20 protein-coding genes are annotated in these 24,334 nt (G+C 70.7%); 11 read left to right on the plus strand and 9 right to left on the minus strand.

Annotation, left to right across the window (positions count from 1 at the left end):
- Positions 1 to 212: 212 nt before the first annotated feature.
- The 6 genes from ureA to cimA all read left to right on the plus strand — a co-directional run bounded on the left by ureA (position 213) and on the right by cimA (position 7,747).
- Entirely contained in the window at positions 213 to 917 is a 705-nt protein-coding gene (gene ureA / locus ACGFWI_RS19285; protein WP_393907170.1) for an urease subunit gamma, read from the plus strand.
- Complete coding sequence (locus ACGFWI_RS19290) at positions 914 to 2,608, plus strand: urease subunit alpha (protein ID WP_393907171.1); 1,695 nt, start codon at positions 914 to 916, stop codon at positions 2,606 to 2,608. The genes ureA and ACGFWI_RS19290 overlap by 4 nt, the downstream gene beginning before the upstream one ends.
- Positions 2,609 to 2,682: 74 nt before the next feature.
- Positions 2,683 to 3,723, plus strand: a complete 1,041-nt coding sequence (locus ACGFWI_RS19295) for an agmatine/peptidylarginine deiminase (RefSeq protein ID WP_393907172.1) — start codon at positions 2,683 to 2,685, stop codon at positions 3,721 to 3,723.
- Between the two features lie 35 nt (positions 3,724 to 3,758).
- Entirely contained in the window at positions 3,759 to 4,379 is a 621-nt protein-coding gene (locus ACGFWI_RS19300; RefSeq protein ID WP_393907173.1) for a TetR/AcrR family transcriptional regulator, read from the plus strand.
- Positions 4,380 to 4,492: 113 nt separating this feature from the next.
- A complete protein-coding gene (locus ACGFWI_RS19305) occupies positions 4,493 to 5,812 on the plus strand; it encodes an MFS transporter (protein WP_393907174.1) in 1,320 nt (439 codons plus the stop codon).
- A 282-nt stretch (positions 5,813 to 6,094) separates the two neighbouring features.
- Positions 6,095 to 7,747, plus strand: coding sequence for a citramalate synthase (gene cimA / locus ACGFWI_RS19310; RefSeq protein ID WP_393907175.1), 1,653 nt, complete (start codon positions 6,095 to 6,097; stop codon positions 7,745 to 7,747).
- A gap of 87 nt (positions 7,748 to 7,834) precedes the next feature.
- Here cimA and ACGFWI_RS19315 read toward each other — a convergent pair whose 3' ends face one another.
- Positions 7,835 to 8,476 (minus strand): YceI family protein, encoded by a 642-nt coding sequence (locus ACGFWI_RS19315; RefSeq protein WP_393907176.1) that lies wholly within the window; start codon positions 8,474 to 8,476, stop codon positions 7,835 to 7,837.
- 239 nt (positions 8,477 to 8,715) lie between these two features.
- Here ACGFWI_RS19315 and ACGFWI_RS19320 point away from each other — a divergent pair, with 239 nt between their 5' ends.
- From ACGFWI_RS19320 to ACGFWI_RS19335, 4 genes are all read left to right on the plus strand, one after another.
- Positions 8,716 to 11,157 carry a polysaccharide lyase 8 family protein gene (locus tag ACGFWI_RS19320; RefSeq protein ID WP_393907177.1) on the plus strand — a complete coding sequence of 814 codons (2,442 nt, stop codon included), beginning with the start codon at positions 8,716 to 8,718 and terminating at the stop codon, positions 11,155 to 11,157.
- A 215-nt stretch (positions 11,158 to 11,372) separates the two neighbouring features.
- On the plus strand, positions 11,373 to 12,956 hold the full coding sequence (locus tag ACGFWI_RS19325) for an acyl-CoA carboxylase subunit beta (RefSeq protein WP_393907178.1): 1,584 nt from the start codon (positions 11,373 to 11,375) through the stop codon (positions 12,954 to 12,956).
- 55 nt (positions 12,957 to 13,011) lie between these two features.
- Positions 13,012 to 13,218, plus strand: coding sequence for an acyl-CoA carboxylase epsilon subunit (locus tag ACGFWI_RS19330; RefSeq protein WP_393907179.1), 207 nt, complete (start codon positions 13,012 to 13,014; stop codon positions 13,216 to 13,218).
- A gap of 294 nt (positions 13,219 to 13,512) precedes the next feature.
- Entirely contained in the window at positions 13,513 to 14,169 is a 657-nt protein-coding gene (locus tag ACGFWI_RS19335; RefSeq protein ID WP_393907180.1) for a DUF4360 domain-containing protein, read from the plus strand.
- A 72-nt stretch (positions 14,170 to 14,241) separates the two neighbouring features.
- On the opposite strand, the gene ACGFWI_RS19340 is transcribed toward ACGFWI_RS19335, so the two are convergent.
- Positions 14,242 to 15,528 carry an MFS transporter gene (locus ACGFWI_RS19340; protein ID WP_393907181.1) on the minus strand — a complete coding sequence of 429 codons (1,287 nt, stop codon included), beginning with the start codon at positions 15,526 to 15,528 and terminating at the stop codon, positions 14,242 to 14,244.
- A gap of 257 nt (positions 15,529 to 15,785) precedes the next feature.
- Here ACGFWI_RS19340 and ACGFWI_RS19345 point away from each other — a divergent pair, with 257 nt between their 5' ends.
- Complete coding sequence (locus ACGFWI_RS19345; RefSeq protein WP_393907182.1) at positions 15,786 to 17,582, plus strand: dihydroxyacetone kinase family protein; 1,797 nt, start codon at positions 15,786 to 15,788, stop codon at positions 17,580 to 17,582.
- Positions 17,583 to 17,693: 111 nt separating this feature from the next.
- On the opposite strand, the gene ACGFWI_RS19350 is transcribed toward ACGFWI_RS19345, so the two are convergent.
- The 7 genes from ACGFWI_RS19350 to ACGFWI_RS19380 form a co-directional block, all read right to left on the minus strand.
- Entirely contained in the window at positions 17,694 to 18,272 is a 579-nt protein-coding gene (locus tag ACGFWI_RS19350) for an ATP/GTP-binding protein (RefSeq protein WP_159469791.1), read from the minus strand.
- Positions 18,253 to 18,843 carry a DUF742 domain-containing protein gene (locus ACGFWI_RS19355; RefSeq protein ID WP_393907183.1) on the minus strand — a complete coding sequence of 197 codons (591 nt, stop codon included), beginning with the start codon at positions 18,841 to 18,843 and terminating at the stop codon, positions 18,253 to 18,255. Before ACGFWI_RS19355 ends, ACGFWI_RS19350 begins: the two co-directional genes overlap by 20 nt.
- Positions 18,844 to 18,927: 84 nt before the next feature.
- On the minus strand, positions 18,928 to 19,341 hold the full coding sequence (locus tag ACGFWI_RS19360; protein ID WP_393907255.1) for a roadblock/LC7 domain-containing protein: 414 nt from the start codon (positions 19,339 to 19,341) through the stop codon (positions 18,928 to 18,930).
- Positions 19,342 to 19,351: 10 nt separating this feature from the next.
- Positions 19,352 to 22,438: a nitrate- and nitrite sensing domain-containing protein gene (locus tag ACGFWI_RS19365; RefSeq protein WP_393907184.1), complete on the minus strand. Its 3,087-nt coding sequence runs from the start codon at positions 22,436 to 22,438 to the stop codon at positions 19,352 to 19,354.
- 400 nt (positions 22,439 to 22,838) lie between these two features.
- Positions 22,839 to 23,417, minus strand: a complete 579-nt coding sequence (locus ACGFWI_RS19370; RefSeq protein WP_393907185.1) for an ATP/GTP-binding protein — start codon at positions 23,415 to 23,417, stop codon at positions 22,839 to 22,841.
- A complete protein-coding gene (locus tag ACGFWI_RS19375; protein WP_030087818.1) occupies positions 23,398 to 23,808 on the minus strand; it encodes a DUF742 domain-containing protein in 411 nt (136 codons plus the stop codon). Before ACGFWI_RS19375 ends, ACGFWI_RS19370 begins: the two co-directional genes overlap by 20 nt.
- A 103-nt stretch (positions 23,809 to 23,911) precedes the next feature.
- The gene (locus ACGFWI_RS19380; protein ID WP_018087200.1) at positions 23,912 to 24,325 is read right to left on the minus strand and encodes a roadblock/LC7 domain-containing protein; all 414 of its coding nucleotides are present in this window, start codon (positions 24,323 to 24,325) and stop codon (positions 23,912 to 23,914) included.
- Positions 24,326 to 24,334: the final 9 nt, after the last annotated feature.

Here is a 24,334-nt window from a genome sequence, read left to right on the forward strand (position 1 = left end):
GTGAGCAGCGCTCCGGGTGCAGTGCTCCGCGCTGTGGGCGGTGCGCGCCGCACGGCGCTCACGCTGTCGAGATCATTTAGAGCGGCACTCTATTTGCCGCATATTTAGAGCAGCGCTCAATGTCGCTCATCCTCATGCCATCGGTCAATGCTTTCCCTCTGACCATTTTCGTGGTTAGAGTGACGCTCTAATCGACCTGGAGGAGTGGCGGGATGCGGTTGACCCCGACGGAACGCGACCGGCTGCTGCTGTTCGGCGCGGCCGAGCTGGCGCGGACGCGCCGGGCCCGCGGACTGAAGCTGAATGTGCCCGAGGCGACCGCGTTGATCGCGGACACAGTCTGCGAGGCGGCGCGGGACGGGCGCCGCCTCGCTCAGGCCATCGAGGCGGCACGCGGCGTGCTCGGCCCGGACGATGTGCTGCCGGGCGTGGCCGAGGTCGTCACCGAGGTGCATGTGGAGGCCGTCTTCGACGACGGCTCCCGGCTCGCGGTGGTCACCGAGCCGATCGGCGCCCGACCCCCGGCCGCCGGGAGCGACGCGACGCCCGCGCCCGGCGCGGTGCTCCCCGGCCCGGCCGACCCGGAGCCCGTGCCCACGGTCCGCCTGACCGTGCGCAACGCCGCGACGGTGCCCATCAGCGTCACCTCGCACTTCCACTTCTTCGAGGCCAACCCCCGGCTGGACTTCGACCGGGCTGCCGGGTACGGCATGCGGCTGTGCGTCCCGGCCGGCTCGTCGGTGCGGTTCGAGCCCGGTGGCGCCTCGGAAGTGGGTCTGGTCCCGATCGGCGGCGACCGGATCGCGATCGGCTTCGCCGGTCTGGTGGACGGCCCGCTGGACGCACCGGGCGCGAAGCGGGAAGCGCTGCGGCGGGCCGCCGCCTGCGGCTATCTGGGAGCGGAGGAGCAGGTATGACCGGGAGCATCGACCCCCACGAGTACGCGTCGGTGCACGGCCCGCGGGCCGGCGACCGGGTCGTCCTCGGCGACTCGGGCCTGGTCGTCCGGGTCGAGTCCGACGCCCAGAAGCACGGCGACGAGTTCCTGGCCGGCTTCGGCAAGACCGCCAGGGACGGGCTGCACCTCAAGGCCGCCGCGGTCCGCGAGACCTGCGATGTGGTGATCAGCAACGTGCTGGTCATCGACGCCGTCCAGGGCATCCGCAAGGTGTCCATCGGCATCCGTCAGGGCCGTATCCACGCCATCGGGCGGGCGGGCAACCCCGACACCCTCGACGGCGTCGATGTCGTCGTCGGCACCGGCACCTCGATCGTCTCCGGCGAGGGCATGATCGCCACCGCGGGCGCCGTCGACACCCATGTCCATCTGCTCTCGCCGCGCGTCATGGAAGCCTCGCTGGCCTCCGGCGTGACCACGATCATCGGCCAGGAATTCGGGCCGGTCTGGGGCGTCGGCGTCAACTCCCCCTGGGCGCTGGGGCATGCCTTCAGCGCGTTCGACGCCTGGCCGGTCAACATCGGCTTCCTCGGCCGTGGTTCCTCGTCGGGCGACGCCCCGTTGGTCGAGGCGCTCGCCGAGGGCGGCGCCTGCGGATTCAAGGTGCACGAGGACATGGGCGCGCACGCCCGTGCCCTGGACACCGCACTGCGCGTCGCCGAGGACCACGACGTCCAGGTCGCCCTGCACAGCGACGGCCTCAACGAATGCCTCACCGTCGACGACACCCTGCGCGTCCTGGACGGCCGCACCATCCACGCCTTCCACATCGAGGGCTGCGGCGGCGGCCATGTCCCCAACGTCCTCAAGATGGCCGGCGTCCCCAACGTCATCGGCTCCTCCACCAACCCCACCCTCCCCTTCGGGCGGGACGCGGTCGCCGAGCACTACGGCATGATCGTCTCGGTCCACGACCTGAAGACCGATCTGCCGGGCGACGCCGCCATGGCCCGCGACCGCATCCGGGCCGGCACGATGGGCGCCGAGGACGTGCTGCACGACCTCGGGGCGATCGGCATCACCTCGTCCGACGCCCAGGGCATGGGCCGCGCGGGCGAGACCGTACGCCGTACCTTCGCGATGGCGGGCAAGATGAAGGCCGAACTCGGGCCCCTTGAGGGCGACGGACCGCACGACGACAACGCGCGGGTACTGCGCTACGTCGCCAAGCTCACCCTCAACCCCGCCATCGCCCACGGGCTCTCGCACGAGATCGGGTCGATCGAGGTCGGCAAGATGGCCGACATCGTGCTGTGGAAGCCGCAGTACTTCGGCGCCAAGCCGCAGCTGGTGCTGAAGTCCGGCTTCCCCGCCTACGGCGTCACCGGCGACCCGAACGCCGCCACCGACACCTGTGAACCCCTGGTGCTCGGCCCGCAGTTCGGCGCGTACGGGGCGACCCCGGCCGAGATCTCCGTCGCCTTTGTCGCGCGCGCCGCCGCCGAACAGGGCGGTGACGGGATGCCCACCCGCCGCCGCCGGGTCGCCGTCCGCGGCACCCGCGGCATCGGCCCCGGCAACCTCGTCCACAACTCCCGGGTCGGACAGGTACAGGTCGACGGGCACAGCGGCCTGGTCACCCTCGACGGCGACCCGATGCGCTCGGAACCGGCCGACACCGTCTCGCTGTCCCGGCTCTACTTCCTGTAGCCCGCACCGCGCCCCGCCACCGACACCCCGTGACGGGCCCACCACCGTCACCGCGAACCCGTGAGGACCCCCGCATGAACACCCCTGTCGCCGACGGCTTCCGCATGCCCCCGGAGTGGGCCCGCCACGAGCGCACCTGGATGGCCTGGCCCGGCCCCAACTTCACCTTCGGCGCGGAGGGCGGCGAGACGCTGGCCGAGGCCCGCCGTGCCTGGGCCGCCGTCGCCCGCGCGGTCCGCCGCTTCGAGCCGGTCACCGTCGTCGCCGGACCGGGGCAGTCCGAGGGCGCCCGCGCCCTCCTCGGCGACGGCATCGACCTCGTCGAACGGCCCCTGAACGACGCCTGGATGCGCGACATCGGTCCCACCTTCCTCACCGACGGCAACGGCCGGCTCGCCGCCGCCGACTGGGTGTTCAACGGCTGGGGCGCCCAGGAGTGGGCCTGCTGGGACCTCGACGAGAAGATCGCCGAGCAGGTCTGCGGACTGGCCGGCGCCCGCCGCTACGCCACCCCCCTCGTCAACGAGGGCGGCGGCATCCACGTCGACGGCGAGGGCACCGTCCTGCTCACCGAGACCGTGCAGCTCGACCCGGGCCGTAACCCCGGCCGTACGCAGGAGGACGTCGAGGCCGAGATCCACGCCCACCTCGGCACCACCAAGGCGATCTGGCTGCCGCGCGGCCTGGCCGCCGACTACGGCCGGTTCGGCACCCGCGGCCATGTCGACATCGTCGCCGCCTTCGCCCGCCCCGGCACCGTGCTCGTCCACACCCAGCCCGACCCCGACCACCCCGACCACGCCATCTGCAACGAGATCGCCAAGCTGCTGCGCGCCGCCACCGACGCCAAGGGCCGCCGGCTGGAGGTCGTGGAGGTGCCCGCGCCGACCGTCATCGAGGAGGACGGCGAGCCGGTCGACTACTCCTACATCAACCACTACCTCTGCAACGATGGCGTGGTGCTGTGCGGCTTCGACGACCCCCGTGACGAGGAGGCGGCCGCGATCTTCCGCCGGCTCTTCCCCGGGCGGACGGTGACCCTCGTGGACGCCCGTACGATCTTCGCAGCGGGTGGCGGTATCCACTGCATCACCCAGCAGCAGCCCGAGGTCTGACCCACAGGCCCCGTCCAGCCGACCCGGAGGTCCCCGTGCCCGGTCCCGTGCGCCGCCCCCGGCGCCGGCTCAACCAGCCCCGCGAGCAGGTCCTCGCCGCGGCGATGACGACCATCGCCGCGGAGGGCCTGGACCGGCTGACCATGGCCGGTCTGGGCCGCGAGGTCGGCATGAGCAGCGGCCACATCCTCTACTACTTCGGTACGAAGGACGAGCTGCTGCTGCAGACCCTCCAGTGGAGCGAGGAGCAGCTCGGCGCCGAGCGCCGGGCCGCCCTCTCCCGCCGCGTCCCCGCCCGCGAACGGCTGGACGCCCTGGTCGACCTCTACCTCCCCGAAGGCCACCGCGACCCGCGCTGGACGCTGTGGCTGGAGGTGTGGAACCGCTCCCAGAACGCCGACGACGAGACCCGCGAACGCCAGCTCGACCTCGAACTCGCCTGGCACCGCGACCTGGTGGCCCTCCTCGTCGAGGGCATCTCGAAGGGCGAGTTCCGCCCCGTCGACCCCGAACGCTTCGCCACCCGCACCCGCGCCCTCCTCGACGGCTTCGGCTCCCAGCTCGTCGTCGGCCTCCCCGGCACGGACCGGGAAGAAGTACGCGGCCATATACGGGAGTTCCTGGACGAGTCGCTGTCCGTCGTCCCACGGACCTGACGCGAGCCGGCCGCCGGCCGGCCCCCCCCGTGACCACAACGCACGCAAGTACCCACGATCGTTGCCGACCGCGCTCTTGCCGAAGGCTTGCCGGTCCGCGACCGTGAGCGGCTATGGGACGAGAGCAATGGAAGAAGATCTGGGTCGGCTCGGCCGGCAACATGGTCGAGTGGTTCGACTGGTTCGTTTATGCGAGTTTTGCGGTCTATTTTGCGGATTCGTTCTTCCCGAAGGGGAATGACACCGCGAACCTCATGAACACCATGGGGATCTTCGCCGTCGGCTTCTTCATGCGCCCGGTGGGTGGCTGGGTGCTCGGCCGGGTCGGCGACCGCAAGGGCCGGAAGGCCGCACTGACGCTGACCGTCACGCTGATGTCCGCCTCGGCGATCCTGATCGCCATCGCGCCCACCTACGGGGTCGCGGGGTACGGCGGTGTGGCTGTGCTGCTCGTCGCCCGGATGCTGCAGGGGCTCTCGGTCGGCGGGGAGTACGCGGCCAGCGCCACCTACCTCACCGAGGCCTCCGCGCCCGGGCAGCGCGGTTTCGCCTCCAGCTTCCAGTACGTGTCCATGACCGCGGGGCAGTTGGTCGGTCTCGGTCTGCAGATCGTGCTGCAGCGCACCCTGTCCGAGGACGCCCTGCACAGCTGGGCCTGGCGGATCCCGTTCATCGTGGGTGCGCTGGGCGCCGCGGTCGTCTTCTATCTGCGCCGCAACATGCTGGAGACCGAGGTGTACGCCGAGGACGACAGCGCCAACGCCGACCCGGCGCGCGGCACCATCAAGGCGCTGCTGGCCCACAAGCGTGAGGCGTTCCTCGTCATGGCGCTCACCATGGGCGGCACGGTCGCGTACTACACGTACACGACCTACCTCACCAAGTACCTCTCGGGCAGTGCGGGGCTGGCCAAGCCGACCGCCTCGCTGGTGAGCTTCTGTGCGCTGTTCCTCTTCATGTGTCTGCAGCCGCTGGCGGGCAAGCTCTCCGACCGGATCGGCCGCCGTCCGCTGCTGATCACCTTCGCGGTCGGCTCGACCTTCCTGACCGTGCCGATCATGACGTTGCTCAGGCACGCCGGCAGCTTCTGGCCGGCCCTCGGGCTCTCGCTGCTCGCCCTGGTCATCGTCACCGGCTACACCTCGATCAACGCCTGTGTGAAGGCGGAGCTGTTCCCGACCGGCATCCGGGCGCTGGGTGTCGCCCTGCCGTACGCCATCGCCAACGCGCTGTTCGGCGGCACCGCGGAGTATGTCGCCCTGTGGTTCAAGGACGGCGGCATCGAATCCGGCTACTACTGGTACGTCGCCGGCTGCGCCGCCGTCTCGCTGATCGTCTACATCACGATGCGCGAGACCCGGACCATCGATCTGCACCGGGTCGGCAGGGCGGACGCGGGCGAAGGCAGCGAGGCACGCGTGCTCGCATCCTGAGACGGTTCGAGCACGGGGGGTGGTCATGTGCCAGACTGCCCCCGTGCTCTCGTTCGCCATGATTATTGGCAGCAGGCGCGCCGGTCCGCAGTGACCGCCCCGTACGAACCGAGTACGGCGTGGCCACCGTCGTCCCAGACCCGCGCGCAGACCTCTCGCACCCGCGAGAGGTTTTTTCGTTTCCGGCCCACATCTCACCGGAGGCGGAGCGCGAGGGAACATGGAGGGACGGTGGAACCGGTTATTCCGGTAGACCGAGATCCCGACAGGAGCCAGACCAGCATGACGGACGCACACGAAGCCTCCCCCTCGTCCGCCCCCCGTCCCGCCGACGCGGTGGGCGACGACTTCCATGTCTTCGACACCACGCTCCGCGATGGTGCGCAGCGCGAGGGCATCAACCTCACCGTCGCCGACAAGCTGACCATCGCCCGACACCTCGACGACTTCGGTGTGGGCTTCATCGAGGGCGGCTGGCCGGGCGCCAACCCGCGGGACACCGAGTTCTTCCAGCGGGCCCGTGAGGAGATCGACTTCCGGCACGCGCAGCTGGTCGCGTTCGGCGCCACCCGCAGGGCAGGCGTCCGGGTCGAGGACGATCCGCAGGTCGCCGCGCTCCTGGCGTCGCAGGCCCCGGTCATCACGCTGGTCGCCAAGTCCCATGCCGGGCATGTGGAGCTGGCGCTGCGGACCACGCCGGAGGAGAACCTCGCGATGGTGCGGGACACCGTCGCCCATCTGCGCGCCCAGGGCCGCCGGGTCTTCCTCGACTGTGAGCACTTCTTCGACGGCTATGCGCTGGACCCGGTCTACGCCAAGGAGGTCGTCCGCACCGCGAGCGAGGCCGGCGCCGATGTCGTGGTGCTCTGCGACACCAACGGCGGCATGCTTCCGGCGCAGGTCACCGCCGTCGTACGGACCGTCCTCGCGGACACCGGCGCGCGCCTGGGCATCCACGCCCAGGACGACACCGGCTGCGCGGTCGCCAACACCCTGGCCGCGGTGGACGCGGGCGCCACCCACGTCCAGTGCACCGCCAACGGTTACGGCGAGCGGGTCGGCAACTCCAACCTCTTCCCGGTCGTTGCCGCCCTGGAGCTCAAGTACGGGCGCCCGGTGCTGCCCGAGGGCAAGCTCGCCGAGACCACCCGGATCTCGCACGCCATCGCCGAGGTCGTCAACCTCACCCCGTCCACCCACCAGCCCTATGTCGGTGTCTCCGCCTTCGCCCACAAGGCCGGACTGCACGCCTCCGCGATCAAGGTCGACCCGGACCTCTACCAGCACATCGATCCGGCGCTGGTCGGCAACACCATGCGGATGCTGGTATCCGACATGGCCGGGCGGGCGTCCATCGAGCTCAAGGGCAAGGAGCTCGGCATCGACCTCGGCGACGACCGCGAGCTGGTCGGCCGGGTCGTCGAGCGGGTCAAGGAACGCGAGCTGGCGGGCTACACCTACGAGGCCGCCGACGCCTCCTTCGAGCTGCTGCTGCGCGAGGAGCTGCAGCGTGCGGAGGGGAGCCGGCCGCGCAGCTATTTCAAGGTCGAGTCCTGGCGGGCGATCGTCGAGGACCGCCCGGATGGTACGCACGCGAACGAGGCGACCGTGAAGCTGTGGGCCAAGGGTGAGCGGATCGTCGCCACCGCCGAGGGCAACGGCCCGGTCAATGCGCTGGACCGGGCGCTGCGGGTCGGCCTGGAGCGGATCTATCCGCAGCTGGCCCACATGGAGCTGGTGGACTACAAGGTCCGCATCCTGGAGGGCGCCCTGGGCACCGGCTCCATCACCCGGGTGCTGGTCTCCACCAGCGACGGCCGCGGCGAGTGGTCCACGGTCGGCGTCGCGGAGAACGTCATCGCGGCGTCCTGGCAGGCGCTGGACGACGCGTATGCGTACGGGCTGCTGCGGGCCGGGGTCGAGCCGCAGGAGTGACCGCCGCGGCAGCGGCATGACCGCGGCCCCGCACGGCCCTCGGGGGAGGGCGTGCGGGGCCGCGGTCGTCGTGCGGGCCGTGCGGGGTCAGGCCTGCGGGGCCGCCTTGACGGCGGAGATGTCGAAGAGGAGCTTGATCTTGTCGCTGACCATCACCCCGCCGGTCTCCAGCGCGGCGTTCCAGGTCAGGCCCCAGTCGGAGCGCAGGATCTCGGCGCTGCCCTCGAAGCCGACCCGCTCGGCGCCGTAGACATCGGTGGCCGAGCCGTGGAACTCCAGGTCGATGGTGAGCGGCTTGGTGACGTCGCGGAGGGTCAGATCGCCGGTGATGCGGTAGCGGTCACCGGACACGCGCTCGGCGGCGGTGCTGCGGAAGGTCATCAGCGGGAAGGACTCGGCGTCGAAGAAGTCGGCGCTGCGCAGATGGCCGTCGCGGTCCGCGATCCCGGTGTCGATGCCGGCGATCTTGACATCGAGGGACGCGGTGGAGCTGGACGGGTCGGCGCCGTCGAGGTGGAGCGTGCCCTCGTACTCGGCGAACGCGCCGCGGACGTTGGTGACCATGGCGTGGCGGACGGTGAAGCCGATGCTGCTGTGTGCCGGGTCGATGGTGTAGTCGCCGGTCAGCGCCGCGAGCGCGGGGTCCGCGTCGAGGACGGCAGCACTGGCGGTGGCGGGGGCGGTGTTGTCGCCGGTGTCGGCGGTGCGCTTGCGGTGGAACAGAGCCATGGCTCCTCCTCGAAGACGGCGCACGAGGTGGGTGCGCAGATTTGTTTAAGCTTCAACGAGATTCACCGTAGCGCCATCTGGTTCAACATTCAACCTCTCTTTGGCCGGGCTCCGCCGGACGGGTGGCGGGCGGCGTTCCGGCGCGGTCATTGCCGCTCGGCGACGGCTCGTGCTAGACCATCGGGAACTCCCAAGTGCGCAGCGCCACACTCCAGTTGACGCCATGGAGAGGACCGACCGTGCCGCCTGTCTCCGCCACGTCCGTCTGGTCACGCCGAGGATTTCTCGCCACCGCCACCGCAAGTGCACTCGGCCTCGCCGCCCGCCCCGCCGGTGCCGCCCCCGGGCCGGCCACCGCTGCCGGGGAGGAGTTCACCGCCCTCCGCGGCCGCTGGTGCGAGCTCACCCTCGGCAGCGGCTTCGACCCCGCCGCCCCGCCGTACGCCGCCGCCCTGAAGGAGACCGGCGACCTCGCGAGCGCCTTCACCGCGAGCATGCGGCCGGCCGCCACGTCCCTCTGGCCGGACTGCCGCTACGACCCGCCGTCCGGCCTCACCCAGAGCTACAGCCGGCTCGCGACCATGGCCCAGGCCTACGCCCAGCCCGGCACCGGCCGCACCGGCGACCCCGGTCTCGCCGACGCCCTCGCCATGGGCCTCGACCACCTCGAAGCCACCGTCTACAACACCGCCACCACCCGCTACGGCAACTGGTGGGAGTGGCAGATCGGCAGCCCCAGACTCCTCCTCGACACCGTCGCGATCCTCGATGAGTACCTGCCCGGCGGCGGCCTCCACGACGGGCTGCGCGGCCGCTGTCTGGCCGCCGTCGACCACTTCGTCCCCGATGCCATGCTCGGCGACTACACCGGGACCAGCACCGGCGCCAACCGCGTCGACCTGTGCCGGGTGGTCGCGCTGCGCGGCGTCCTCGGCCGCGCCCCCGACAAGATCGCGCTGGCCCGCGACGCCCTCTCGCCGGTCTTCCCCTACGTCACGACGGGCGACGGCCTCTACGCCGACGGCTCCTTCGTCCAGCACACCTGGGTCGCCTACTCCGGCACCTACGGCTATGTCCTGCTGGACGGCCTGGGCCGGCTGTTTACCCTGCTCGGCGGCTCGTCCTGGCAGGTCACCGACCCGGCGCGGCAGATCATCCTCGACAGCGTCGAGCACGCCTACGCCCCGCTGCTGCACAACGGCCTGATGATGGACAGCGTCAACGGGCGCGCCGTCAGCCGCGGCTATCTCCGCAGCGACGAGCGGCACGTCCTGCGCAGCGACCACTACCACGGCCATGCGCTGATCGCCGCCATCGCGCTGCTCGCCCAGGGCGCGAGCAGCGCCGAGCGGGACCGCTGGCACGCCATGGTCAAGGGCTGGATCGCCCGCGACCGCACGCTGCCGGTCCTCACCGACCGGCAGTACCCGGTCGCCAACCTCGCCCGGCTCCGGACGATCGCCGACAGCTCCGCGGCCGCCGCCCCCGAACCCGTCGGCCACCGGCTGTTCCCGGCGATGGACCGCGCGGTGCACCGCCGCCCCGGCTGGGCCGCCGGCCTGGCCATGGCCTCCGACCGCATCACGTACTACGAGAACGGCAACGGCGAGAACCCGCGTGGCTGGCACACCGGCGCCGGCATGCTCTATTGGTGGGGCGCGGACTACGGGGGCGACCAGTACACGGACGCCTTCTGGCCCACCGTCGACCCCTACCGGCTCCCCGGCACGACCGTGTCCACCAAGCGGCTGGCCGACAACGAAGGAGGCGGCTGGGGCGAGCCCAAGCCCACAGCGCGCTGGGTCGGCGGCACCACCGACGGCGCATTCGCCGCGATCGGCCAGGACCTGCGCGGGCTTGCCTCGACCCTCACCGCCAGAAAATCCTGGTTCGCGCTCGCGGACTGCATCGTCTGCCTCGGCGCCGGCATCACCGCGCGCGACGGGGTGCCGGCCGAGACCGTCGTCGACAACCGCTGCCTGGGCGAGTCCGGCACCGCCGCGCTCACCGTCGACGGCGTACGACAGCCCGGCACGCTCGGCGCGACCACCTCCTTCCGCCGCGCCCACTGGGCCCACCTCGCCGGGCACGGCGGCTATGTCTTCCCCGGCGGCGCCCCCCTCAAGGCGCTGCGCGAGGCCCGCACCGGCTCCTGGCACGACATCAACACGACCTCCTCCACCGAGCCGTTCACCCGCCGCTTTCTCACGCTCTGGCACGACCACGGCACCGACCCGGCCGACGCCGGCTACGCCTACCTCCTCATGCCGGGCGCCACCGCCCGCACCCTCGCCGCCCGCGCCGCCGACCGGCGCTGGCTGACCGTGCTCGCCAACGACGCCGGCCGGCAGGCGGTCGCCGTCGACCCGCTCGGCGTAACGGCTGCCAACTTCTGGCGGGCCGGCAGTGCGGGGCCGCTCACCAGTAGTGGCCCGGCGAGCGTGCTGGTTCGCGAGCGGCACGGGTGGCGGCGGCCGGGACGCGGCCGGACGGCGCGGCTGTGCCTGGCTGCCCCGGAGCGCACCGGCGATACGCTGGAAATCACCTGGTCACGGCCGGTGCGCGCGGTGCTCGCCCACGACCCGGCGATCGAGGTGCTGGCCACCGGGCGCGCCCTGCGGCTGCGCCTGACCCCCGGCACGGACTGCGCCACCCACACCTGCACGGTGCGGCTGGACTGACCCCGCCGGGCTCCGCCGATCAACCGGTCACGACAACATCGCTCCGCCTATGTTTGTGGGCCCCATACAGACGCGGGGCGCTGCCGCCACCCGAACGGACGCCACGCCGCGGGGCACGTACAGCGCGGTTCTGTACTGCCTGCCCACCAAATCGCATGCGACGTTGTACGAAACCGACATCGGTGTGCGGCGCCCCGCCCACGTACCGTCGATACATGACCACTGTCGAAGATGTGCCCGCCGGCGCCAACGACGCCCGCGGGCGCGTCGCCGAACTGCACTCCATCCGTGAGCAGGTCCGGCGAGGCCCCAGCGAGCGTGCCACCGAAGCGCAGCGTGCCAAGGGCAAGCTGACGGCCCGCGAGCGGATCGAGCTGCTGCTGGACGAGGGTTCGTTCAACGAGGTCGAGCCGCTGCGGCGGCACCGGGCGACGGGCTTCGGCCTGGAGGCGAAGAAGCCCTACACCGACGGTGTGATCACCGGCTGGGGCACCGTGCACGGCCGGACCGTGTTCACCTACGCGCACGACTTCCGGATCTTCGGCGGTGCGCTGGGCGAGGCCCACGCCACCAAGATCCACAAGATCATGGACATGGCCATCCAGGCCGGTGCGCCGCTGGTCTCGCTGAACGACGGCGCCGGCGCCCGTATCCAGGAGGGTGTCTCCGCGCTCGCCGGCTACGGCGGCATCTTCCAGCGCAACACCAAGGCATCGGGTGTCATCCCGCAGATCTCCGTCATGCTCGGCCCCTGCGCCGGCGGCGCCGCCTACTCCCCGGCCCTGACGGACTTCGTCTTCATGGTCCGCGAGACCTCGCAGATGTTCATCACCGGCCCCGACGTGGTGCGTGCGGTGACCGGCGAGGAGATCACCCAGAACGGCCTGGGCGGCGCCGATGTGCACGCCGAGACGTCGGGCGTGGCCCACTTCGCGTACGACGACGAGGCCACCTGCCTGGAGGAGGTCCGCTACCTCCTCTCGCTGCTGCCGGCGAACAACCGGGAGAACCCGCCGTCGGTGCCCTGCGAGGACCCCGCGGACCGCTCCGGTGACGCGCTGCTGGACCTGGTCCCGGCCGACGGCAATCGCCCGTACGACATGCGCAAGGTCATCGAGGAGATCGTCGACGACGGCGAGTTCCTGGAGGTCCACGAGCGCTGGGCGACCAACATCCTCTGCGCGCTGTCCCGGCTCGACGGCCGGGTGGTGGGCATCATCGCCAACCAGCCGCAGTCGCTGGCCGGCGTGCTGGACATCGAGGCATCCGAGAAGTCCGCCCGCTTTGTCCAGATGTGCGATGCGTTCAACATCCCGATCGTCACCCTGCTCGACGTCCCCGGATTCCTGCCCGGCGTCGACCAGGAGCACGGCGGCATCATCCGGCACGGCGCCAAGCTGCTCTACGCCTACTGCAACGCCACCGTCCCGCGGATCTCCCTCGTCCTGCGCAAGGCCTACGGCGGCGCCTACATCGTCATGGACTCGCAGTCCATCGGCGCCGACCTGACCTACGCCTGGCCCACCAACGAGATCGCGGTGATGGGCGCCGAGGGCGCCGCCAACGTCATCTTCCGCAAGCAGATCGCCGAGGCGGACGACTCCGAGGCCATGCGGGTGCGCATGGTCAAGGAGTACAAGTCCGAGCTGATGCACCCCTATTACGCGGCCGAGCGCGGCCTGGTCGACGACGTCATCGACCCGGCCGAAACCCGCCACACGCTCATCCGCGCCCTGGAGATGCTGCGCACCAAGCATGCGGACCTGCCCGCCCGCAAGCACGGCAACCCGCCCCAGTAGCCACACCCGCACCCGCACCCGGCACTACGCCCACCGCGACGACGGAGAAGACACCGTGAATCCTGCCCACCGCACCGACCCGATCCGCGTGGAGAAGGGCCAGGCCAGCGAGGAAGAGCTGGCCGCCCTGACCGCCGTCCTGCTGGCCCGCGCCGCCCACCAGCCGGCCGCCGCCCCGGCCGGCCCGCACGCCACGGCCGCCCGCTGGCGCCGTCTGGAGCGCCAGAGCGGTTTCCACGGAGCCACCAGCTGGCAGCGCTGAACGTCGTACCGAACGGCGAGGGCCCCGCACCGCGGGCCCTCGCCGTTTTTCGTGCCGTCGTGGTGTTTTGGGATATACCGTCCAACGGCCGCTCAATCAATGGGATATGAGACCTCGTCACTTTTCGGACGCGGTGTTCCGGTTTGGCAGGTGGCGTCCGGATCAAGGCGTAGGTTCGCCCCAACCCTGGGGAGCAGAGCTGTTCAAGCCGCTCTCCCCGTGCTGGCATGCGCTCGTCATCCCACTCCTGGTGTTCCCGCCCCGCGGGCCCTAGGACGACCGGAAGGAAAGCCCATGCTCAGCACGCTGAGTGCTGGTGCCGCAGTGGCATCGTTGCTCCTCGCCGGATCGGCATCCCCCACCACCGCCACCCGGTTCGGCGACGACCCGCCGACCGGCAAGATCACCATTACCGTCGCCACGGTCAACGGATCGGGCTGCAGACCCGGCAGCGCCGCCGTGGCCATCGCCCCCGACAACACCGCCTTCACCGTCACCTACAGCGAATACCTCGCCCAGGCGGGCGCCGGCAGCAAGCCGACCGACTCCCGCAAGAACTGCCAGATCGCGCTGAACGTGCACGTCCCGCAGGGCTTCACCTACGCGGTCGCCCGGGCCGACTACCGGGGCTATGCGTCCCTGGCCCCGGGTGCCAAAGGGCTGGAGCAGGCGGGCTACTACTTCCAGGGCCAGCAGCAGACGGCCCGTAAGAGCCACACCTTCACCGGCCCCTACGACTCCAACTGGCAGACCTCGGACGAGACCGACGTCGACGCCCTGGTGTACGCACCCTGCGGCGAGGAGCGCTACTTCAACATCAACACCGAAATGAGGGTGGACGCCAAGTCGGCGGACCCCAAGGCCACCAGCTACATGGCCATGGACTCCACCGACGGCAGCATCAACACCCTGTACCACTTCGCGTGGAAGGAGTGCCCCGCCCGCAAGTGAGGTCCGGACGATGAGCGGGGGCCCGTACGCCGGTGCGTACGGGCCTCCGGTCAGGCGCGTACGGACCCCCGGTCAGGCGCGTACCGCGGTGGGCTCGGCCGGCGCCGGCGGGGGAGCGGCCGCGGCCTGCTCGTCCGGCAGTTTCAGGCAGAGGGTCAACAGCGCGGCGACGACGTACAGTCCGGCGAAGATCAGGACCACACCGCCCGGCCCCAGCGGTCCGAGGAAGACACTGACGATGGCCGGGCCGACGAAGGCGGCGCCGCCCGCGCCGAGGTTGAGGAGTGCCATCGCGCCGCCCTTGTTGTCGGGGGCGAGCGCGGGCACCAGGGCGGAGATCGATACAAATCCGGCCAGCGTGATGCCGTAGAGCATGCCGACCACGATCGCGACCCAGTAATGGCTGCCGACGGCCCGGGGGATGAAGTACAGGCTCAGGGTCGTCACCGCGCAGCCCAGGCCGCCGAAGGTGGCGATCGTACGGCGCCAGCCGATCTTGTCGCCGATGGCCCCGAACAGCAGATTGCACAGGACGTTGGTGCCGTAGATGACGGCGAGCAGGGTCAGCCAGCGGCCCTCGCCGAATCCCAGCTCCTTGGAGAAGAAGGTCGGCAGAAAGACCAGGAAGCCGAACTCCGGTGCGGTGTTGATGATGCGGACGACGCAGCCGACGGCGACCTTGGGGTGGGTCCAGGCGATGGAGAGGCTGGAGAGCAGCGACTGCACGGGCCGGACCCCGGGCGGGGCGAGGCGCGCGAACCCGGTGCGCTCGCGGACGCCGAGCAGACAGCACGCCCCGCCGAGCGCGATGATGCCGAGCGCGACCCACAGCGTGCCGAAGGGGCCGAACCAGGGGTTGGTGAGGCCGGCGACCAGCGAGCCGAGGGTGGGCAGTCCGCCGGTGAAGGCGACGTAGAACCAGCCGACGGCGGTGCCCATCCGGGCCATGGGCGCGGTCGCGGTGATCCAGACGAGGAAGCCGAACGCGAAGAGCGGATAGCCGAAGCCCCGCAGGCCGTAGAAGACCAGCATCAGCGTGTAGTTGTGCGGCGCCAGCGCCAGCGTCAGGAAGAGCAGGTCGAAGACGATCCAGACGGCCAGGCCCAGTTGCATCACCCGGCGCGGGCCCCACAGGTCGGAGAGTGCGCCGGACAGCCAGGAGGCCAGCATCACGGTGACGCCGTACGCGGTGATCACGTACGAGGCGTGGATCTCGGTGCCGGCGCCGTGGTCGGCCATGTACGGCGCGATGAAGCCGGACTCCACGCCGTCGCCGACCATGAACAGCAGCACGCCGAGATAGCCGAGGACCAGGGCCTTGGGGATGCCGAGCCGGTCGGGGAGGGTGGATGGTGCCATGTCGCGCCTCCGTGGGAGCGGATGTCTGAGAGGCAAGGAAGGAAGGGGCGGGGCAGGAAAGGAAGGGGAAGGACGGGTGGGGCGGGAGGGTGTGATGCGAGCAGCATGAATCCTGAGAACTTCACATGCAAGATGTGATGAAGGACTTTCTTGGCCAGCATCCTCACAGAGTTGCCCGGGATTTCCGCCGCCAGGGGTGACGTATCTGTGATGTAGGTGTTAAATCCAACAGGGAGAGAACAAAGGAGTGTGCCCTGATGACCACCACCCCCGCCGGCCTCGGACACCACCCCGAGACCTTCCGTGAGGACTGGCTCGAAGGACTGGCCGACGCCTATGCACGCACGGTCCGCCGCGTCCCGGGCGCCTACGGCGTGGTCGGCCGCCACGTACCGCGCCCCGGCAAGGTCGCGGTCGTCATCGGCGGCGGCTCCGGCCACTACCCCGCCTTCGCCGGACTGGTCGGCCCCGGCCTCGCCGATGCCGCCGCGATCGGCGATGTCTTCGCCAGCCCCAGCGCCGAACAGGTCTACCGCACCGCGAAGGCCGCGGACGGTGGCGCCGGCGTCCTGCTCAGCTACGGCAACTACGCAGGCGATGTACTGCACTTCGGCCTCGCCGCCCGCCGGCTCGCCGCCGAGGGCATCGAGACCCGTACGGTGCTGGTCACCGACGACGTCGCCAGCGGCCCGCCGCCCGTGGCGGGGCAGGAGACCGACCCGTCCCGTGACCGCCGCGGCGTGGCCGGTGACTTCTTCGTCTTCAAGGTGGCCGGCGCCGCCGCCGAACGCGGCGACGACCTCGATGCCGTCACCCGCCTCGCGGCCCGCGCCAATGCCCTGACCCGCACCTTCGGGGCCGCCTTCGCCGGCTGCACGCTGCCCGGGGCGAGCGAGCCGCTGTTCTCGGTCGGCGCCGGAACCACCGAGCTGGGCATGGGCATCCACGGCGAGCCGGGCCTGCGCACCACGCACCACCTCACCGCCGCCGAACTGGCCGACGAACTCGTCGACAACCTGCTGCCGGAGCTGCCCGAGGGCGGCGACGGCCGGGTGGCGGTGCTCCTCAACGGGCTGGGCCGCACCAAGTACGAGGAGATGTTCGTGGTCTACCGGCGGGTGAACCGGCGGCTGCGGGCGGCGGGCCTGCGCCCGTACCGGCCCGAAGTAGGGGAGTTCGTCACCTCCTTCGACATGGCCGGCGTCTCCCTGTCCCTCATGCCCCTGGACGAGGAACTGGGCGCGCTCTACGACGCCCCCTGCGACACCCCGGCCTTCCGCAGCCTGCCGGGCAGGCACTCCGTCGAGGACGACGTCCGGGCCGAGGAGCCCGCGCCCGTACGGGACGAGGCGTCCGTTCCCGTACGGGACGAGGCGTCCGTTCCCGTACGGGACGCCCGCACCCCCGGTGGGGATCTGCCCGCGACGAAGGCGCTGCAAGCGGCCCTGGACCTGGTGGCAGCGCAGGAGGCCGAACTCGGCCGGCTGGACGCGGTGGCCGGCGACGGCGACCACGGCATCGGCATCGTCCGCGGGCTGCGGGCCGCCGTCGCCGCCGCCCGCGCCGCCGAGCCGGGACCGGCCGGCGACCCGCAGTCGGCCGGCCGCGCGCTGCTCACCGCCGGCCTCGCCCTGGCCGATGCCTCGGGCGGCGCGTCCGGGGCCCTGTACGGCGCTCTGCTGGCCGAAACCGGCGCCGTACTGTCCAGGGCCCGAGCGGGCAGCGGCGGTCGCCCTGGCGCGCTGTTCGCGGACGCCGCGGATGCCGCCCAGCGGGCCGTCGGCGAACTCGGCGGCGCGGCGGTGGGGGAGAAGACGATGCTGGACGCCCTGGACCCGTTCCGCCGCGAACTGCGCGCCCGCGCGGGCGAGGAGCTGCCCAAGGCCTGGCAGGCGGCCGCCGAGGCCGCCACCCGGGCCGCCGCCGACACCGCACAGCTCACCCCGGCCCGCGGCCGCGCCGCCCGTATGGGAGCGCGGGGTCACGGCCACCCCGACGCCGGGGCGGTCTCCCTCGCGCTGATCCTCACGGCCGTCGGCACGACCCTGCGCTGAGCGCCGGCGGCAGCCGGGTACGACGAAGGCCCCCGCACCTGACCGGTGTGGGGGCCTTTCGTCATGCGAGGCGTGCGGGCACGGGGAGCCCGGACGCGTCTGCCGCCTGTCCTAGCGCAGCCGCGCCATCAGCGCGTGTTCCACGAGCGTGATGAGCGCGCTCTTGGCCTCGCTGCGGTGCCGGGCGTCGGTCACGATGATCGGCGCGTCCGGGCCGATCTGGAGCGCCTCACGCACCTCGTCCGGCGTGTAGGGCTGGTGCCCGTCGAAGCCGTTGAGGGCGATCACGAACGGCAGGCCGCTGTTCTCGAAGTAGTCGACCGCGGGGAAGCAGTCGGCGAGACGGCGGGTGTCGACCAGCACCACGGCGCCGATGGCGCCCCGGACCAGGTCGTCCCACATGAACCAGAAGCGGTCCTGACCCGGTGTACCGAAGAGGTACAGGATCAGGTCCTGGTCCAGCGTGATCCGGCCGAAGTCCATCGCCACGGTCGTGGTCGTCTTGTCCGGCGCGTGCGTGAGGTCGTCGATCCCCGCCGAGGCGGAAGTCATCACGGCTTCGGTACGCAGCGGATTGATCTCTGAGACGGCCCCGACGAACGTGGTCTTGCCCACGCCGAAGCCGCCCGCCACCACGATTTTCGCGGAGGTGGTGGAGCGGGCTGCACCGCTAGAGCTTGCGAAGTCCACTGAGCACCCTTTCGAGCAGTGTCACATCTGGCTGTCCGCCGGCGGTCTCGTCCCCGCCGGGCTGATGGATGGCGACGAGTCCGGCCTCCGCCAGGTCGGCGACGAGGATCCGGGCGACGCCGAGGGGGATGGAGAGAAGCGCGGAGATCTCGGCAACTGACTTGATCTCGCGGCAGAGGTGGCAGATGCGCTGGTGCTCCGGCAGCTGGCCCTGCATCTTCGCGGGGTCGGCGGTCGTGCTGACCAGCGCCTCGATGGCGAGCTGGTAGCGCGGCCTGGTCCGGCCTCCGGTCATGGCGTACGGGCGCACGAGCGAGTTGTTCGCACCCGAGGGGGCGGGCTCGGGCGCACGCCGCTGCGGCTGTACCGGCTGGATGCGCGGTGCCTGCGGCTGGTCGTACACCGACGGCTCGTACGGCTGGGAGTCGTACGGCCGGGGCTGCTGCTGCGGGGGCTGCTGCGGCCGGCGGCTCGGCGCAGACGGGAAGTTGAAGCGGTTGTTATGGGTCTCGCCCACAGGCCCGGACTCCTGCCCGGAACCATACGGGTATCCGCTCGGGGGCGTTGCCACGTCTCCTCCTCCAACTTGCCTGTCTGACGCCGGTCGCGCCACCGAACCATATGGCGCGGTGGCGGGAAACGCACTGCCTGTCTTTTAGTTGAGAAGGCTGCCCTGCAGTTCGGCACGCAGATCCGGCGTCAGTACCGTGCCCGCGCGGTCGACCAGCAGAGCCATCTCGTAGCCGACCAGGCCGATGTCGCACTCGGGGTGTGCGAGCACGGCCAGGGACGATCCGTCCGAGACGGACATGAGGAAGAGGAAGCCGCGCTCCATCTCCACCACGGTCTGGTTGACGCTTCCGCCCTCGAAGATGCGGGACGCGCCTGAGGTCAGCGAGGTCAGGCCGGAGGCCACCGCCGCCAACTGATCGGCTCTGTCACGAGGGAAACCCTCGGACATGGCGAGGAGCAGCCCGTCCGCGGAGACCACGACCGTGTGGGACACCCCAGGGGTGTTGTCCACGAAGTTGGTGATCAACCAGTTCAGATTCTGCGCCGCCTGGCTCATCGGGCTCACACTAACGCTCCTGATCGTAGGTGCTGCCGGGGCCGTAGCCCTGTTGGTCATTCTGAGGGACCCCGGAGGGGTCCGTGCCGACGTTGCGTCCCTGCTGGACACCGCGGCGCAGGTTACTCAGCCTGCCGCGGACGTCCTCCGGGGCGCGGGAGACCTGAGGGCCGCCCTGCAGCGTCTGCTCCGCGGCGCCTTCGACCAGGTTGGCCTTGGGCACCCGCCGGGGGAGGCCGGAGGAGGTGACTCCGCCCGCCTTCGGCTCGCGAAGCCGCTCCGCCCGCTCCCACCGGTCATCGTTGGAGCTGCGCCAGTCGGAGCCGTCCTGTCCGGGCTCCGGCGTGCTCCGCTGCTGCTGCACCTGCGGTGGCTGCTGGTCGCGGCCTCCGCGGCGCGGAAGGCCGGCGCCCGTCAGCGAGGGGGTATCGCTCGGTGTGGGGCCCGGACGCTCGAATGGTACGCGCTCGGGCGCGTCAGCGGGAGCGGCAGTTGTGTTGCGGTCGGATTCCGCTTCGGTCCCGAAGTAGCCCTCGAATGCGGGGCGTTCGGCCCATTCGTCCGGCTGTGCCGCTTCATGGGAGACGAAAGGCTGCTGGCCCGTGGTCTCCCCGAAGCCCGCCCCGCCGAATGCCTGGTTGCCGTGGGACCGGTCGTCATAGAGCGGTTGATCGGCTTCCGCATATGCCTGGGCGGGGTAGTCCTGGTAGCCACCGCCGGACGGCACCTCGTCACGGAAGAGCGGACGCTCGCCCCCCTGGTACTCGGCTTCCTGCTCACCGGTGGTCTGGGCCTCCAGAGCCGCGCGGCGCTCCTCGCGCTGCAGCGAGCGGCCGACCATGTCCAGATCCGCGGCGTCCGTGCGGCCGTACTGGCTGTCGTCGAAGCCGAGCTCGGCAGCGGTGCGCTGGTGGTCCTCGTACGACGCTTCCTGGTGCTCCGGAACGATCCGGGAGACCGTGAAGTCGTCGTCGTACTGCTCCTCGCCGCCACCACCGTGGGTGATCGCCTCGGGCAGCATGACCAGGGAGGTGGTGCCCGCCTGCTCGCCGGACGGGCGCAGCTGCACCCGGATCCCGTGCCGGTCGGCCAGCCGGCCGACCACGAACAGGCCCATGCGCTGGGAGATCGCGGCATCCACGCTCGGCGGGTTGGCCAGCTTGTGGTTGATGTCCGCGAAGTCCTCGGGGGTGAGCCCGATGCCCTTGTCGTGGATCTCGATCATCACCCGGCCGTCGGGCAGCCGCGTCGCGGCCACCCGCACCTTGGTCTGCGGGGAGGAGAACGTGGTGGCGTTCTCCAGCAGCTCGGACAGCAGGTGCACGAGGTCGGTCACGGCGGTGCCGTGGATCTCGCTCTCGGGGACGCCGGTGAGTTCTATTCGCTCGTACGACTCGACCTCGGAGGTCGCCGCCCGCACGACATCGATCAGCGGCACCGGCTGGTTCCAGCGGCGGCCGGGCTCCTCGCCCGCGAGGATGAGGAGGTTCTCGCCGTTACGCCGCATACGGGTGGCGAGGTGGTCGAGCCGGAAGAGGCTCTCCAGCTGGTCCGGGTCCGCCTCGTTGTTCTCCAGGTCGGTGATCAGCTCCAGCTGGCGCTCGATCAGGCCCTGGTTACGGCTTGAAAGGTTGGTGAAGATCGCGTTGACGTTGCCCCGCAGCAGCGCCTGCTCGGCGGCGAGCCGGACGGCCTCGCGGTGTACCTGGTCGAAGGCGCGGGCGACCTCGCCGATCTCGTCGGTGGTGGAGATCGGGATGGGCTGGACGCGGGTGTCGACCCGGCCCGGGTCGGTCCGCGAGAGCTGGTCGACCAGCATCGGCAGCCGCTGCTCGGCGATGCCGAAGGCGGCGGTACGCAGCTGGCGCATGTTGCGGCTCATCCGGCGGGCCATGAGACCGGCCACGACGAACGCGATGATCAGCGCGGCCAGCACGATGGCGGAGTCGACGAAGGTGGACTGCTTGGCGTCTTCGGAGATGTGCGCCGCTTCGTTCACGGCCTTGTCCGCCAGGTCCTTCTCGATGGACCGGTACATGTTGAACTTGCCGGTCGCAGTCGCGAAGTAGCTGTCCGAAGTGATGCCGCGCACACTCAGCGTCTCCGGCGCAGCCCCGGTGGCGATCAGGGTGGACATCTGGTCGATCGACGGCGGGGCACGGAACGGCCGGCCGGCCGCCTGCGCCTGTGCCTTTGCCTGTGCGATCTTCTGCTGCGCGGCCTGCTTGAGCGCCGCGGCGTCCTTGCTCAGCCGCTGGACGTCCTCGGGCGTGCCGCCGGAGGTGTACTCGCCGATGGCGATGCCCTCCAGGTAGCGGTACGACGCGAAGGCGGTCAGCTGCAGCTTGTGCTCCTTGCCGCCCTGCGGCGTCGCCGGGTCCACCAGGAGGTGGGTGCCGATGGAGCGCTGGAGCGACTCGGCGGCCTTGGCCAGCGCAACGGCGTAGACCGTACGGCCGTAGGAGGTGATGTTGCCGGTGCCCAGGCCGAGTTCGTTGGCGAACTCCATCAGCGGGTGCTGGACCTCGACATAGCCCTCTTCGGTCTGCACCCCGCGCAGCTTGGAGGTGTAGGAGGCCTGGCGCAGCTTCTGCAGCTTGGGCTCGGCCTTCTCGAACGCCGCGAGCCGGCGCTTGAGGCCCGGCTTGTCCGGCATGGCCTTGGCGGCCTGGTGGAACTTGTCGGCGGCGGCGTCGGTGGCGTCCCGCGCCTGCTGCACGATCGGGTCGTCCTTCTTGCCCTTGAGCAGCGGCGCCGCGGTGCGGTCACGCTCGTCGATCACGGCAGTGCCGTAGGAGAGCGCGGCGCGCACCAGCTTCGCGGTGTTCTCCGCGTCCTGCGCCTCCTGCCAGGTGCCGAACGAGCTGTTCACCCGCAGACCGCCGAAGACCAGGGCGACCAGCACGGGGATCAGCAGAATGGCGTTCAGGCGGGTCGCCACGCGCCAGTTGCGCGGGGAGTACTTACCGCCGCTCACCGGAGGCTTCGCGACCGGACTTTCGGGCGCGTCGGAAGCCGGTAGGCCACCTCTGGGTGGCGGTGTGAAGTTGCCCCGCCGCGGTTCCAGCGGCTCGGGGCTCGCCTTGCTTCGCCTCACTCGACCAACAACCTCTCGGCGCCGGCACTGATTTGCTGTGCCGTTCTTCTGGGCGTTCCTACTCCGGAGTTCAGCGAATTTCAGCACGTCAGGGCGGTGCGTTCCAAACACTGGGTAAAGCCGGAGCGGGGCCGAAAGGGCCGGAGATAAAAGGGGCGTTAAGGGCGAGCAACGCCAAAATGCTAGAGATCTGTGAGCGCAGCGAAGCCATGCATGTGCGCGGGGTGTCGAAACCCCGCTGATTCACTGTCGAAACGTTATGAAGCAAAATTGTGGGCGTGTCGAAGGACACAGATCCACACACGGCTGCCGGGAACCCGGCCGGAGCAGGGCGGTGCACCCCCGCCGGTGACAACTGCCGCACGGCCCGCGCCCGATGGCGGGGCGGGCCGTCGGCGGGCTACTGCAGCCGCGCCATCAGCGCGTGTTCCACGAGCGTGATGAGCGCGCTCTTGGTCTCGCTGCGGTGCCGGGCATCGGTCATGATGATCGGCGCCCCCGGGCCGATCTGCAGCGCCTCACGCACCTCGTCCGGCGTGTACGGCTGATAGCCCTCGAAGCCGTTGAGGGCGATCACGAACGGCAGGCCGCTGTTCTCGAAGTAGTCGACCGCGGGGAAGCAGTCGGCGAGACGGCGGGTGTCGACCAGCACCACGGCGCCGATGGCGCCCCGGACCAGGTCGTCCCACATGAACCAGAAGCGGTCCTGACCCGGTGTACCGAAGAGGTACAGGATCAGGTCCTGGTCCAGCGTGATCCGGCCGAAGTCCATCGCCACGGTCGTGGTCGTCTTGTCCGGCGCGTGCGTGAGGTCGTCGATCCCCGCCGAGGCGGAAGTCATCACGGCTTCGGTACGCAGCGGGTCGATCTCTGAGACGGCCCCGACGAACGTGGTCTTGCCCACGCCGAAGCCGCCCGCCACCACGATTTTCGCGGAGGTGGTGGAGCGGGCTGCACCGCTAGAGCTTGCGAAGTCCACTGAGCACCCTCTCGAGCAAGGTCACGTCCGGCGTGCCGCCGGCCTCACCGCTGCCACCGGGCTGGTGGATTGCCACCATCCCGGCCTCTGCCAGGTCCGCGACCAGAATCCGCGCCACACCCAGCGGGATGTGCAACAGCGCGGAGACCTCGGCAACCGACTTCACCTCACGGCACAGGTGGCAGATCCGCTGGTGCTCGGGCAGCAGCCCGGGCAGCTGAGAGGGGTCGGCGGTCGTGCTGACCAGCGCCTCTATGGCGAGCTGGTAGCGCGGCCTGGTCCGGCCTCCGGTCATGGCGTACGGGCGCACCAGCGGCTGGTCACCTTCGCTCCCGTACGGCGCTTGACTGTAGGCGCCGTACGGGCCGGAAGTGGCAGGTGGCGGGGTCATGGGTCCTCCGGGCGGGACAACTGACTGTCGTCGGGTTGGGCCGGTGGGGGGTGCGGCACACGGGTGGTTGGGTGCTGAACGGTGCGGCGCTGCGGGCGCCGCCTCAGTGCAGCAGGCTGCCCTGCAGTTCTGCGCGCAGATCGGGCGTCAGGACCGTGCCTGCGCGATCGACCAGCAGCGCCATCTCGTAGCCGACCAGGCCGATGTCGCACTCGGGGTGCGCCAGAACGGCCAGGGACGATCCGTCCGAGACGGACATGATGAAGAGGAAGCCGCGCTCCATCTCCACCACGGTCTGGTTGACCGTCCCGCCCTCGAAGATGCGGGACGCGCCGGAGGTCAGCGAGGTCAGGCCGGAGGCCACCGCCGCCAACTGATCGGCACGGTCGCGGGGGAAGCCCTCGGACATCGCGAGGAGCAGCCCGTCCGCGGAGACCACCACCGTGTGCGACACCCCTGGGGTGTTGTCCACGAAGTTGGTGATCAACCAGTTCAGATTCTGCGCCGCCTGGCTCATCGGACTCAA

Source organism: Streptomyces sp. NPDC048434 (assembly GCF_043200375.1).
GTDB lineage: Bacteria > Actinomycetota > Actinomycetes > Streptomycetales > Streptomycetaceae > Streptomyces.